Consider the following 13,083-nt stretch of genomic DNA (forward strand, 5'->3'; position numbering starts at 1 on the left):
GAGGAATGAAAGATGGTTGAAAAAATCCGCCCCTATTGGCCAGCTGATGTACCTGCCAACTTTACCTATTTACAAGGTGAAAAACCACTTACTGCTTATTTAGAGCAGCATGGGAAGGAGTGCCCAAATGACACTGCCTATATTTTTTATGGACAAGAGGTCACTTGGGGACAACTCTTGGAGTACGTGAATCGCTTTGCTGGCTATTTACATAAAAAAGGGGTTAAGAAAGGCAGCTGCATCGCCCTTTATTTGCAAAACTGTCCGCAATATATTATTGCTCATTTCGCCATACAAAAACTTGGTGGAACGGTTGTGCCACTGAACCCAATGTTTAAAGAAAATGAATTGGTCTATTATTTCGAAGAAGCACCTATTGAAGGGATTGTAGCTGGTGCAGAAATTTACCCTCTTGTCAAAAAAGCGATGGAAAAGTCCCGCAACCTGAGCTTTATCGTGACTGCTAACTATCAAGATTTTCTCCCAGACCAGCCTGAATGGAAGTTTCCAGAAGAATTGCTTGTACCAAAACACCACCTCACAGAAGCAGATGATTTCACCACGATCCTTCAAACTGAAAATCCGTACGAACATACTGAACAAGTTGATTTGTGGAATGATATTGGGTTAATGGTCTTTACCTCCGGAACTACCGGACGCCCAAAAGGAGCTATGCTCACATTTGGTAATGCCCTTTTTAAATCCGCAGCCGCTGCCCATTCAAACGTTATGAAGGACGATGAAATTTTATTGGCAAGTGCTCCATTATGCCATATTGCTGGTATGTTGATGGGGTTAAATTCAACCATTTATTCGGGCAGGCCATGTGTGTTATTTACTCGTTTTGATCCCCTTGCAACGGTCGACGCCATAGAAAAGTACCGTGTTTCCTATTGGTATAGCATCGCGCCGATGAATTGGGCCATTTTACAAATTCCAGGCATTGCCGAAAGAGACTTGTCCAGTTTAACAACCAATCTGGCCACCAGCTTTGGAGTTCAGGTCACACAAGAGCTTTCGGACAAATGGAAAACGGTTACGAAGGGCTGCCCGTTATTCGAGGCTTCCTATGGTTTAAGTGAAACTCATACATGTGACACGTTTATGCCAAAGGATAAAGTGAAGTTTGGTTCCTGTGGAATCCCTACTTTTGATACAGAAATTCGCATCCTTCATATCGAAACAGGTGATGAAGTGCCTGCAGGCGAGCAGGGTGAAATCGTCGTGAAAAATCCGGGTGTGTTTAAGGGGTATTTAAACCGGCCGGAAGCAACAGCCGAAACGCTTAGGGACGGTTGGGTTCATACTGGTGATATCGGACGCCTTGACGAGGATGGATATTTGTATTTCATGGGACGAGTAAAAGAAATGATAAAAAGCTCAGGCTACAGTATTTTTCCAGAAGACGTCGAAGCACTTCTCAATTTACATCCGGCTATTCGCCAATCAGCCGTTATCGGCGTGCCTGATCCTGTAAAAGGAGAAGTTGTCAAAGCATTTGTCGTACTGCAGGATTCGAATAAGGAAGGCTTGACTCCTGACGCGATCATCTCATGGGCAAAAGAAAACATGGCTGCGTATAAATATCCACGTTATATAGAATTCATTGATCAGCTTCCGGCAACATCATCCGGAAAGGTATTGCGAAAATTATTAAAAGAAGAGTAGGAGATTATACAATGGAGTTATTACAAAAATTATCAAAGGATTTACAGGAAAGAAAAGAAGCGGCACTTTTAGGTGGCGGATGTGATAAAATCGCTGCCCAGCACGAACGCGGACTATTAACTGCACGCGAAAGAATTGAAAAATTTGCTGATGCCGGCAGCTTTATGGAGCTTGGCATGTTAAATACATCCGATGTTAAGGGAACCGAGCATAAAAGCTATGGGGATGGACTAATCATTGGTGTCGGTAAAGTGAATGGCCGGTCAGCCGTCATTCAGGCCGGAGACAAGACTGTTTTTGCCGGGACGGAAGGTGCCGTTCACATGCGAAAATCCAAAAGTATCCATGAGTTTGCGGTTAAAAATGGCCTCCCAATGTTTGCACTGCATGAAGGCGGCGGATTGCGGATGCCGGATGGAATGGGTTCAGACGGTTTCAGCGATAAACTTTTCCCGCGTGAGATGCTGACAGTTCACCGCCAAGTACCGACGATGACGGCCATCTTGGGAGACAGCTTTGGCGGTCCTACTTGGACTGCTGTTTCTTCCGATTTCGTCACCCAGCTGCAAGGAACCTGTATGGCGATTGCTGGACCACGGATGCTTGAGCTCGCAAACGGGCAGAGGATGATACCGGAAGAATTAGGCGGGGTCGATATTCATAACCGCTTTACCGGGCAAATTGATGATGATGGGGCAACGGAAGAAGACTGCTTTGACCAGTTGAAAACCTTTTTTTCATATATGCCGCAAAACAGTGGTGAACGCCCGCAAATGAGACAGACGAATGATGATCCATACCGCTTGGTAGATGAGGTTTTCAATATACTGCCGCAGCAAAACAACCGTGTCTATGATATGAAGAAGATTATTGAAACGATTGTTGATGATGGCATCTTTTACGAATATCAACGGAAATTCGGCAAAGGCTTGATTACATCGTTTGCCCATTTGAACGGGCATGTGGTCGGAATTATCGCCAACCAGCCAAACCAATTTGCCGGAGCACCTGGCCCGCATGAGTGTCAAAAGGCGACTGAGTTTATTTGTCTTTGTGATTCCTATCATATCCCGCTGATTTTTCTGCACGATACCCCAGGTTTCCGTATCAGCAGCGAGGCAGAAAAAGCAAAAATGCCAACAAAAATTATGGTCTGGAATCAGGCGTTGGCTTTATCAACTGTACCGAAAATCTCCGTTGTCATCCGTAAAAGTATCGGTGCTGCATACGGGAATATGTGCGGTCCGGGCATGGGCGGTGATCTAGTGGTCGCTTGGCCTAGCGCGGAAATTAATTTTACCGGACCAGAAGTCGGGGTGAATGTCGTGTTTGGCCGCGAATTGGCCCGCTCTGAAAATCCAAGTGAGGAACGGAAAAAACTTTTAGAGCTTTGGTCATTTGATAGTTCACCATATAAAGCGGCAGCGAAGCATTTGATTGACGATGTCATCCAGCCCAATGAAACACGAAAATTCCTTTGCCAGTCACTTGAATACTTATTAACCTCAAAGCGTGAAAAAAGCGAAAGGCTGCTAGCGACTTGGCCGACGGGTATATAAACTTATGGAACCTTTCCATCGTGGAAGGGTTCTTTTTTTTGCGTCCTAAATGGGCAAACTAATAAAAAATATTTTTTAAAAAATGTCCACCTGGGGTGAACATTCTTGTGGAAATGTGATAAAGTATAGTAAATGAATCCTTTTATAACAGGGTTTATATGGAATATAAATGTCCACCTCAGGAGGACAATTGTATTTTTAAAAAATACATAAACATCGTTTTTCATGATAAAGGAGGATTTGATATGTCCAGTAAAAAGCTAGAGCATTTTTTAAATGAAAATCTTGAGGATTTAAAGGGAAAAGGCCTATATAACGTCATCGATCCGCTTGAAAGTCCAAATGGACCGGTGATTACGATTAACGGCAAGGAACTTGTCAATCTTTCTTCCAATAATTATTTAGGATTAGCAACCGATGAACGGTTGAAAAAAGCTGCTGCCGAAGCGCTTGAAAAATACGGAGTGGGAGCAGGAGCTGTTCGGACTATTAATGGAACTCTCAAGCTTCATCTAGAGTTGGAGGAAAAATTAGCTGAGTTTAAACATACAGAAGCAGCCATAGCTTATCAATCAGGTTTTAATTGTAACATGGCGGCTATTTCCGCTGTCATGGATCAAAATGATGCGATATTATCAGATGAACTTAACCACGCCTCTATTATTGACGGCTGCAGACTGTCCAGAGCTAAGATCATCCGTTTCAACCATTCTGATATGGATGATTTGCGCGCCAAAGCCAAAGAAGCAGTCGAGTCTGGTCAATATAACAAAGTAATGGTCATTACCGATGGTGTTTTTTCGATGGACGGGGATATCGCGTTGCTGCCAGAAATCGTTAAAATTGCTGAGGAATTTGACTTGATTACCTATGTAGACGATGCACATGGTTCAGGTGTACTCGGTGAAGGTGCAGGGACGGTCAAACATTTTGGACTCTCCGATAAGATCGATTTTCAAATTGGTACTCTATCAAAAGCAATCGGAGTTGTCGGTGGTTATGTTGCCGGAAAGCAAAACTTAATTGATTGGCTTAAGGTTCGCAGCCGTCCGTTCTTATTTTCCACTTCCCTAACACCTGCTGATGTGGCTGCAAGCAAACGTGCAATCGAGATTTTAATGGAAAGTACTGAGCTTAATAAAAAGCTTTGGGAAAACGGAAACTATTTGAAAAAAGGATTAAAGGACTTGGGCTTTAATATTGGAAACAGTGAAACGCCGATTACTCCATGTATCATTGGCGATGAAAAATTAACTCAGGATTTTAGCAGACGGTTAAATGAAGAAGGGGTTTATGCAAAGGCGATCGTATTCCCGACAGTTCCTCGCGGGACAGGACGGCTCCGCAATATGCCGACAGCAGCCCATACGAAAGAAATGCTTGATAAGGCCATCGCCATTTACGAAAAAGTCGGCAAGGAATTAGGAATTATTTAAAGATTTTACTGACAGAGGATGATATAGATGAAACGTATATTAATAACGGGTGCTTTAGGTCAAATCGGTTCTGAATTAACCTTAAAGCTTAGAGATATTTACGGATCGGACAATGTTATTGCTACTGATATAAAGAAAAACAACAGCGAAGCGGCATTAAGTGGTCCATTTGAAGTGGTCGATGTGACCGATGGTAAAACAATGGTGGAGACGGCCCGGAAATATAAGGTGGATACGGTGATGCATTTAGCGGCCCTATTGTCAGCCACTGCCGAAGCAAAACCAGTTTTCGCTTGGAACTTGAATATGGGCGGACTGTTAAATGCGCTAGAGACAGCTCGCGAAATGAATGCACAATTTTTCACCCCAAGCTCAATTGGTGCTTTTGGTCCATCAACACCGAAAGACAATACGCCACAGGATACGATTATGCGCCCTACCACCATGTATGGTGTCAATAAAGTAGCCGGTGAACTTTTGGCGGATTATTACTATGAAAAATTCGGTGTTGACACACGCGGTTTGCGTTTCCCTGGATTGATTTCCTATGTGGCACTTCCTGGAGGCGGTACTACCGACTACGCTGTGGAAATTTATTATGAAGCAGTAAAAAATGGGCGCTATACGTCGTATATCGATAAAGGCACCTATATGGACATGATGTATATGCCGGATGCATTGAATGCCATCGTGGATTTAATGGAAGCGGATGGTTCTAAGTTGAAACACCGTAATTCCTTTAATGTGTCTGCGATGAGTTTCGACCCGGAAGAAATCGCGGCAAGCATCAGAAAATATATACCTGGTTTTAAAATAAACTATAATGTAGACCCAGCCCGTCAAAAAATTGCCGAAAGCTGGCCAAATTCTATCGACTCCAGCGCTGCTAAGCAAGAATGGGGCTTCAAATACGACTATGATTTAGACAAAATGACCAAAGATATGCTTGATAAATTAAGCCAAAAATTTCAATTGAAAATCCCAAGTTAAAGAAAAACAGCGAAGCTCTCAAAGCTTCGCTGTTATCTTTTCACATAGATTAATTTGTCATTTTTCTCGGTTACCCGTCCAATGATAGAGGCATCTGCCAATCCACGTGAATGTAAGCTATCCACATAAAGCTTTGCATCTTTTTCGTTAATTGAGACAAGCAAACCCCCAGAAGTAATCGCATCACATAGAACAAGCTGCTCTTCAGGAAGAATGTCCTCGTACACAACCTCATCAGATATCCATTTATGATTAGACTTAGAGCCGCCAGGGACTACGCCATTTTTCGCTAATTCGATGGCCCCTTCAAGAATAGGCACCTGGTTAAATGAAATTTCAAAGCTCACATCACTCCCTCGTGCCATTTCACTTCCGTGTCCTAACAGGCCAAAGCCGGTCACATCGGTCACAGCACTTGGAGTAAATGGGAAGAGCTCTTCAGCAGCGGTTTTATTCAGCATTGCCATTGTTTCTGTCACGGCTTGTTCTTGCTCCGGAGTTACGGCACTTCTTTTAATCCCGGTTGTCAAAATTCCAACGCCAATTGGTTTTGTCAATATAAGGATATCTCCTGGCTTTGCACCGACATTTTTCCAAACTTTTTCCGGATGGACAATTCCTGTCACGGATAACCCAAATTTCGGTTCCTGATCATCGATGGAATGGCCGCCAACCGTGAGGGCCCCAGCTTCTTTAACTTTATCTGCAGCACCGCGTAAAATATCTGCAAGCATATCCGCTCCGAGTTTTTTTATAGGGTAGCCGACGATATTCAATACAGTCTTCGGTTCTCCACCCATCGCGTACACATCGCTTAATGAATTTGCGGCTGCAATCTGGCCGAACATATACGGGTCGTCCACAATTGGAGTAAAGTAGTCTACAGTTTGAATCAGCGCAATCGTATCCGTTAATTGATACACACCCGCATCATCGCTAGTTTCATTCCCGACAAGTAATTCGGGAACTGGGTCTTGTTTTGGTAAAAGACGCAAAACTTGCGTCAGGTCCTCTGGACCAATTTTACAGCCTCAACCAGCCTTAGTTGATAAAGAGGTTAGGCGAATCTTTTCCTGCTCACTCATTATGTACACCTCCCATTAAATAGTATACCTATTATACTAATAGGTGCAAAACATTTGCGGAATAATAGTTGAAAAGATAAAATGTTTCTACCATATACATAATGAAAAGCAGGAGGTCATCAATGAAAAACTTTCATGTAATTGTTGAATTTTGCATGCAGTGAAACTACGCACCAAAAGCCGCGAGTTTCGCGGAGGAGCTGATCACGCATTTCCGGCGTGATATTTCAAAATTGGAATTGATACCAGCCTCGGGAGGAATCTTCGAGGTTACCGTGAACGGGGAAAAAATCTATTCTAAAGATGAAATAGGGTTATTCCCAGATACAGAAGACATTATTAAAATCATGGAGTCAAAATAACGAAAACCCTCACATTTGTACTGTGAGGGTTTTAAATTGCCGGTAATTTTATTATGTAAACTACTTAATAAAAAAGTAAATCAAGGCAGCGTAATATACCGATTTTTTCCTGAACCATTATTTATTTTTGATATAAAGATCTCTAAAACATTATTTTGAAAGGAAGCGTTTATACAATGATTAATTATAGAGAAAGGAAAGTCAATTGTGCGGGTCTTTTTTGGATGTCGTGATGGGAATGTGTAAGAATGTTTTTGCGCTGTAATGACAAGCTGTGTATTATCAGTTTTTACTTTAATCTCCGAACTGACATATTCATCTAATGATGCCTCAACAATCCAATCTGTTTCGGTTTCGTATATATCAATTCTGAATTGATATAAATCGCAATGGGTTGTAGATGGATCCAAAAAATAATTTGTTAACCATTTTTCCATTTTCTCAAAATCTACTACAGAATTTCGAGGCAGGTTTTTCTTTTTCAAAATATTATTCCTCCTTACACGTTTCATTTTATTCAAGGAGCCGAAAAATGTTAAAAATGCTATAATAGGACAAAAGAAGGATTTTAAGGAGATATTTATTGCATGAAAGAAACCTTGCGGAGCATTCCACCTGTACATGAGCTTCAACATCACCCACAGTTTAAAGTGTTGATTGAACAAAATCAGCTTGATGCAGCGGCCCTGACTAGTCTTCTAAAAGACATTCTGGATGAGACTAGACAAGCAATCATTCGCCAACAGTGGCTAGGGCCATTGCCTGGAACGGAATCGTTTATTGAAGAAATTTTTCAACAACTGCAATATAAAATTAAAAAACAGCTTTCCTATACATTAGAAAAAGTTATTAATGCAACAGGCACGATTTTACATACCAACCTTGGCAGGGCTAGGTTAAGCAATGCCGCTATTCAACATGTAGTGGAAGTAGCTCAAAACTATTCCAATCTTGAATATAAGTTAAATGAAGGGGAACGTGGTTCTCGCCATAGTCATGTTGAAGCCTTGATTAAAGAGATTACTGGGGCCGAAGCGGCGATGGTCGTGAATAATAATGCTGCTGCTGTTTACCTCGTCATAAGAGCCTTGGCCAAAAATAAAGAGGTCATTGTTTCAAGAGGACAGCTTGTTGAAATCGGCGGATCGTTTCGAATTTCTTCGATCATGGAGGAGAGCGGTGCGACATTAATCGAAGTTGGGACAACCAATAAATCTCATCTTTATGATTATGAAAATGCGGTGACGCCCGACACGGCTATCATCATGAAGGTTCACACCAGTAATTTTAAGGTAATTGGTTTTACAAAATCGGTTGAGTCAGAGGAATTAATTCAGCTTACAAAAACCCGTGAAGATGTCCTTTTCTATGAGGATTTAGGGAGCGGTGCGTTATTTGACCTAAGAAACCATGGAATTGGGGACGAGCCGGTAGTCAAAGAAGTGATCGGAATGGGTGCGGATGTTGTCACATTTAGCGGGGACAAGCTGTTAGGAGGCCCGCAGGCAGGAATTATTGCTGGGAAAAAGGCAATTATTGATCGATTGAAAAAACACCAGCTTGCGCGAGTGGTGCGGGTTGATAAAATGACACTTGCGGCGCTTGAGGGTACATTACTAGATTATGCCCGTGGTGAAAAGACAATGAAAAATATTCCGGTCATCCGTGATTTATTAATTTCTGTCAATGAATTAGACGAAAGGGCAGCAAACTTTGTTACAAATTTGTTACAAAGGACAACTGCTTTTCAGGCAAATATTTTTCAAGCTACAAGTCAGGTCGGAGGAGGCACTATGCCGGATGTGGAATTGCCTGCAAGGGTTATAGCCTTAAGGCATGAATCCTTAACGGCCGAGCAGCTTGGCAGGAAGTTAAGAACGGAGTCTAAGCCTGCTATCATTGGCAGAATTCAAAAGGATGAATTTTTAATTGATCTGAGGACTGTTACTAAGGAGGAAGAGGAGCAGCTCCTTGATACATTGTTACATATTTAAGAAAAATGAAAGCATCGTTTCAGTGAATTCTGAATCGATGCTTTTTTCATTTAGCTAATCGTTAAATTACATATCATGGCTTGAATTATGTTTTTGACGCGTATGGTTGCGATTTTTCACTTTTTTTGACCCGCTTAAAGGCTCCGGCTGGCCGGATTGTTTTGGGGCATTTCTGCGCATATCTGTCCCGTCATTTTTGTTGGTCATCATTATCCCTCCTCATCAGTTAGGATGCGGTCAATCATTCTTTTTATGTGCTGAATATTTTTTTTCGTTCTGTACAATTTAATGGGTAAACAATTTAAGGGGGAATCCTAAAGATGCAAAGAAATCCTTATAACAAGAATAAACAGGAAGCTTTTCAAGCTGCTCAGCAGGGGTTTGAGAATGCGCAGGGACTTTTCGAAACGATTGTCAGCGACAGTGCTGGCTATGGACATCAATTAAAGCATTTAAAAAACGAAGTGAATGAGGCTTACCAGCAAATTGAGAATGCGCTCGAAGTGGCTTCTGAAACACAAAGGGCACAGCTTGAGAGATTCCAGCAGGATCTAAAACAAATTGTTACTGAGGTAAATGATTTTCATTAATAAGAAAAAGCGGGAATCCCGTCCCGCTTTTTCAATCCATTTCAAGCAATGGAAGCATCTTTATTGATTCTTCTTACGTTTTTTATTGTTTTGTCTTTCCATTTCTGTAAGGGGTTCATTGGCCATCTCTTCATTATAGCCTGCACCCATACCTTGCGCACCAGCTGCATTCATTCCTGGTATGACATGCTTCGCCTTTCTTTTTGCCATTAACCTTCACCTCCTGTTAAAATTACTATCTCCATTCGGACGAAATTAATGACAAATAAAAGTTTTTTTGCCATAATGTAAGAGGGAATCCTTCGGATGGCAAAAGAAAATTTTACATAGGTAATGATAGTTTTTTCAAAATATTCCGAACAAATTACATAAAAAACCATAAGAAAAACTTATCAATCACAATAACTTTCTTGTTATTTACTTATGTAATCGGTTGTATTAAGATTATTTTTGTGAGAAAAGTAAAAGCCGGATGGGGATTTTTCAACTTTTCGATTTTTGTATTTTTATGACGTATAAGGGGGTTACTACCATGGCGAAAAATGATGTGTTTAACGCACGATCTTCCTTTGACGTAAACGGCAAAACTTATCATTATTACCGTCTAAACGCTTTGGAAGAAGCAGGCATTGGCAACGTGTCCAAATTGCCTTATTCCGTAAAAGTATTACTTGAATCCGTGCTCCGCCAATATGATGGCCGTGTTATTACAAAAGAGCATGTTGAAAATCTTGCAAAATGGGGAACAGATGAACTTAAAGAGGTAGATGTACCTTTCAAGCCTTCCCGTGTAATCCTTCAGGACTTCACTGGTGTTCCTGCAGTCGTTGACCTTGCTTCCTTAAGAAAAGCAATGGCAGACCTTGGCGGCGACCCAGACAAAATTAATCCTGAAAAAACTGTTGACCTTGTTATCGACCACTCTGTACAGGTTGATGCATATGGTAACGAAAATGCATTAAAAGTTAACATGGATTTAGAATTCGAACGTAATGCTGAGCGTTACCAGTTCTTAAGCTGGGCACAAAAAGCATTCAATAACTACCGCGCAGTTCCTCCTGCAACTGGTATCGTTCACCAGGTTAACCTTGAGTACTTGGCTGATGTTGTTCATGTTGCTGAAGTTGACGGCGAGCTTGAAGCTTATCCAGATACACTTGTAGGTACTGACTCTCATACAACTATGATCAATGGTCTTGGCGTTCTTGGCTGGGGCGTTGGCGGTATCGAAGCAGAAGCAGGCATGCTTGGACAGCCTTCTTACTTCCCAGTACCAGAGGTTGTAGGGGTTAAATTAACCGGTGAACTGCCAAACGGTGCTACTGCTACTGACCTTGCATTAAAAGTAACACAAGTTCTTCGTAAGCATGGCGTAGTTGGTAAATTTGTTGAATTCTACGGACCAGGCGTTCCTTCATTACCGCTTGCTGACCGTGCGACAGTTGCAAACATGGCTCCTGAATACGGTGCAACTTGCGGATTCTTCGCAATCGATGAGGAATCACTTGGATATATGCGCTTAACAGGCCGCGATGAAGAAGCAATCAAAGTTGTAGAGGCATATTGCAAAGCTAACGGCTTATTCTTCTCACCAGCTGATGAGCCAGTTTATACTGACGTAGTCGAAATCAACCTTGCTGAAATCGAAGCAAATCTTTCTGGTCCTAAGCGTCCGCAGGATTTGATTCCACTTTCACAAATGAAGGAAGAATTCGTGAAAGCTGTTTCTGCTCCTCAAGGCAATCAAGGCTTCGGCTTAGGTTCTGATGAGCTTGAAAAGTCTGCAACCGTTAAATTTAACAACGGTGACGAAGCAGAAATCAAAACAGGTGCTGTTGCGATTGCTTCTATCACAAGCTGTACAAACACCTCTAACCCATATGTTCTAGTGGGTGCAGGTCTAGTTGCGAAGAAAGCTGTAGAACTTGGAATGGAAGTTCCTAAGTTTGTAAAAACATCTTTGGCACCAGGATCTAAGGTTGTAACTGGTTACCTTCGTGATTCCGGCTTACTTCCATACCTTGAGCAAATTGGCTTCAACCTTGTTGGTTACGGCTGTACAACATGTATCGGTAACTCCGGTCCATTAAAAGAAGAAATCGAAAAAACAATCGCGGAGAACGACCTATTAGTTACATCTGTTCTTTCCGGTAACCGTAACTTCGAAGGACGTATCCATCCGCTTGTAAAAGCTAACTACCTAGCATCACCACCGCTAGTTGTTACTTATGCATTAGCTGGAACAGTTAACGTTGACTTTGAAAAAGATCCTATCGGAAAAGACAAAAACGGCAACGACGTCTTCTTCAAGGATATCTGGCCAACTACTGCTGAAGTAAATGAAGTAGTAAAACAAACTGTTACACCTGAGCTGTTCCGTAGAGAATACGAGAATGTGTTTGGCGACAACGAGCGCTGGAATGAAATCAAGACAAGCAACGAGCCATTATATACTTGGGATGAGGATTCTACTTACATTGCAAATCCTCCATTCTTTGAAGGTCTATCTAAAGATCCTGGTGAAGTTGAGCCATTAACTGGACTTCGTATTGTTGGTAAGTTCGGTGACTCTGTAACAACTGACCATATTTCACCTGCAGGAGCGATCGGCAAAAATACTCCAGCTGGTAAATATTTATTGGAAAAAGGCGTTCAGCCACGTGACTTCAACTCTTACGGCTCCCGCCGTGGTAACCACGAAGTTATGATGCGCGGTACGTTCGCAAACATCCGTATCCGTAACCAAATCGCACCTGGCACAGAAGGCGGCTTCACAACTTACTGGCCAACAGGCGAAGTTATGTCCATTTACGATGCTTGCATGAAGTACAAAGAAGAAGGCACTGGCTTAATGGTTCTTGCTGGAAAAGACTACGGAATGGGATCTTCCCGTGACTGGGCTGCAAAAGGTACAAACCTATTAGGCATCAAAACTGTTCTTGCTGAAAGCTTCGAACGTATCCACCGTTCAAACCTTGTATTAATGGGCGTTCTTCCACTTCAATTCAAAGAAGGCGACAACGCAGAATCACTTGGTTTAACTGGCAAGGAAACATTTGAAGTTCAAGTTGATGAGAACGTAAAACCGCGTGATCTTGTAAAAGTTACTGCTACTGCTGAAGATGGCAGCAAGAAGGAATTTGAAGTAGTTGTACGTTTTGACTCTGAAGTTGAAATCGACTACTACCGTCACGGTGGAATCCTGCAAATGGTTCTTCGTGAAAGATTACAAGGCTAATGCTAGAATAGTAAAACACCATGCGTGAATGCGCATGGTGTTTTTTGCGTTTTCTTATATTTGTCCAAGCACCTCACTTATTAGCACCATATAATATCACATAATACCTATCGTGTTTTTACGAATATCAGAAAGAGGAGTGAGTAATATGGCATGTGGTT

The 13,083-nt window shown here is 41.9% G+C and carries 11 protein-coding genes and 1 pseudogene; 8 read left to right on the plus strand and 4 right to left on the minus strand.

Annotated elements, in window-relative coordinates; translation table 11 throughout:
• Positions 1-12 precede the first annotated feature (12 nt).
• The 4 genes from ACZ5B7_RS13720 (at position 13) to ACZ5B7_RS13735 (ending at position 5,653) form a co-directional block, all read left to right on the plus strand.
• Positions 13-1,668 (plus strand): AMP-binding protein, encoded by a 1,656-nt coding sequence (locus ACZ5B7_RS13720; protein WP_464494174.1) that lies wholly within the window; start codon positions 13-15, stop codon positions 1,666-1,668.
• Positions 1,669-1,679: 11 nt separating this feature from the next.
• Positions 1,680-3,227, plus strand: a complete 1,548-nt coding sequence (locus ACZ5B7_RS13725) for an acyl-CoA carboxylase subunit beta (RefSeq protein ID WP_464494175.1) — start codon at positions 1,680-1,682, stop codon at positions 3,225-3,227.
• A 245-nt stretch (positions 3,228-3,472) separates the two neighbouring features.
• Entirely contained in the window at positions 3,473-4,663 is a 1,191-nt protein-coding gene (locus tag ACZ5B7_RS13730) for a glycine C-acetyltransferase (RefSeq protein ID WP_464494176.1), read from the plus strand.
• Positions 4,664-4,690: 27 nt separating this feature from the next.
• Positions 4,691-5,653: an L-threonine 3-dehydrogenase gene (locus ACZ5B7_RS13735; protein WP_464494177.1), complete on the plus strand. Its 963-nt coding sequence runs from the start codon at positions 4,691-4,693 to the stop codon at positions 5,651-5,653.
• Positions 5,654-5,685: 32 nt separating this feature from the next.
• Here ACZ5B7_RS13735 and selD read toward each other — a convergent pair whose 3' ends face one another.
• On the minus strand, positions 5,686-6,738 hold the full coding sequence (gene selD / locus ACZ5B7_RS13740; protein WP_464494178.1) for a selenide, water dikinase SelD: 1,053 nt from the start codon (positions 6,736-6,738) through the stop codon (positions 5,686-5,688).
• Positions 6,739-6,914: 176 nt separating this feature from the next.
• Here selD and ACZ5B7_RS13745 point away from each other — a divergent pair.
• A pseudogene (locus tag ACZ5B7_RS13745) lies at positions 6,915-7,100 on the plus strand (Rdx family protein); the annotation flags it as partial.
• Between the two features lie 80 nt (positions 7,101-7,180).
• Here the strand turns inward: ACZ5B7_RS13745 and ACZ5B7_RS13750 are convergent.
• The gene (locus tag ACZ5B7_RS13750) at positions 7,181-7,585 is read right to left on the minus strand and encodes an Hsp20/alpha crystallin family protein (RefSeq protein ID WP_464494179.1); all 405 of its coding nucleotides are present in this window, start codon (positions 7,583-7,585) and stop codon (positions 7,181-7,183) included.
• 102 nt (positions 7,586-7,687) lie between these two features.
• On the opposite strand from ACZ5B7_RS13750, the gene selA reads away from it, so the two are divergent.
• Entirely contained in the window at positions 7,688-9,094 is a 1,407-nt protein-coding gene (gene selA / locus ACZ5B7_RS13755) for an L-seryl-tRNA(Sec) selenium transferase (protein WP_464494180.1), read from the plus strand.
• Between the two features lie 66 nt (positions 9,095-9,160).
• Here selA and ACZ5B7_RS13760 read toward each other — a convergent pair whose 3' ends face one another.
• Positions 9,161-9,301, minus strand: a complete 141-nt coding sequence (locus ACZ5B7_RS13760; RefSeq protein ID WP_213115690.1) for a small acid-soluble spore protein P — start codon at positions 9,299-9,301, stop codon at positions 9,161-9,163.
• 113 nt (positions 9,302-9,414) lie between these two features.
• On the opposite strand from ACZ5B7_RS13760, the gene ACZ5B7_RS13765 reads away from it, so the two are divergent.
• The gene (locus tag ACZ5B7_RS13765; RefSeq protein ID WP_464494181.1) at positions 9,415-9,684 is read left to right on the plus strand and encodes a hypothetical protein; all 270 of its coding nucleotides are present in this window, start codon (positions 9,415-9,417) and stop codon (positions 9,682-9,684) included.
• Positions 9,685-9,744: 60 nt separating this feature from the next.
• Here the strand turns inward: ACZ5B7_RS13765 and sspO are convergent, their stop codons facing one another.
• Positions 9,745-9,894, minus strand: coding sequence for a small acid-soluble spore protein O (gene sspO, locus ACZ5B7_RS13770; protein ID WP_423802331.1), 150 nt, complete (start codon positions 9,892-9,894; stop codon positions 9,745-9,747).
• A gap of 322 nt (positions 9,895-10,216) precedes the next feature.
• On the opposite strand from sspO, the gene acnA reads away from it, so the two are divergent.
• Positions 10,217-12,922, plus strand: a complete 2,706-nt coding sequence (acnA, locus tag ACZ5B7_RS13775) for an aconitate hydratase AcnA (protein WP_464494182.1) — start codon at positions 10,217-10,219, stop codon at positions 12,920-12,922.
• Positions 12,923-13,083: the final 161 nt, after the last annotated feature.

It is taken from the genome of Neobacillus sp. S1115 (genome assembly GCF_055385565.1).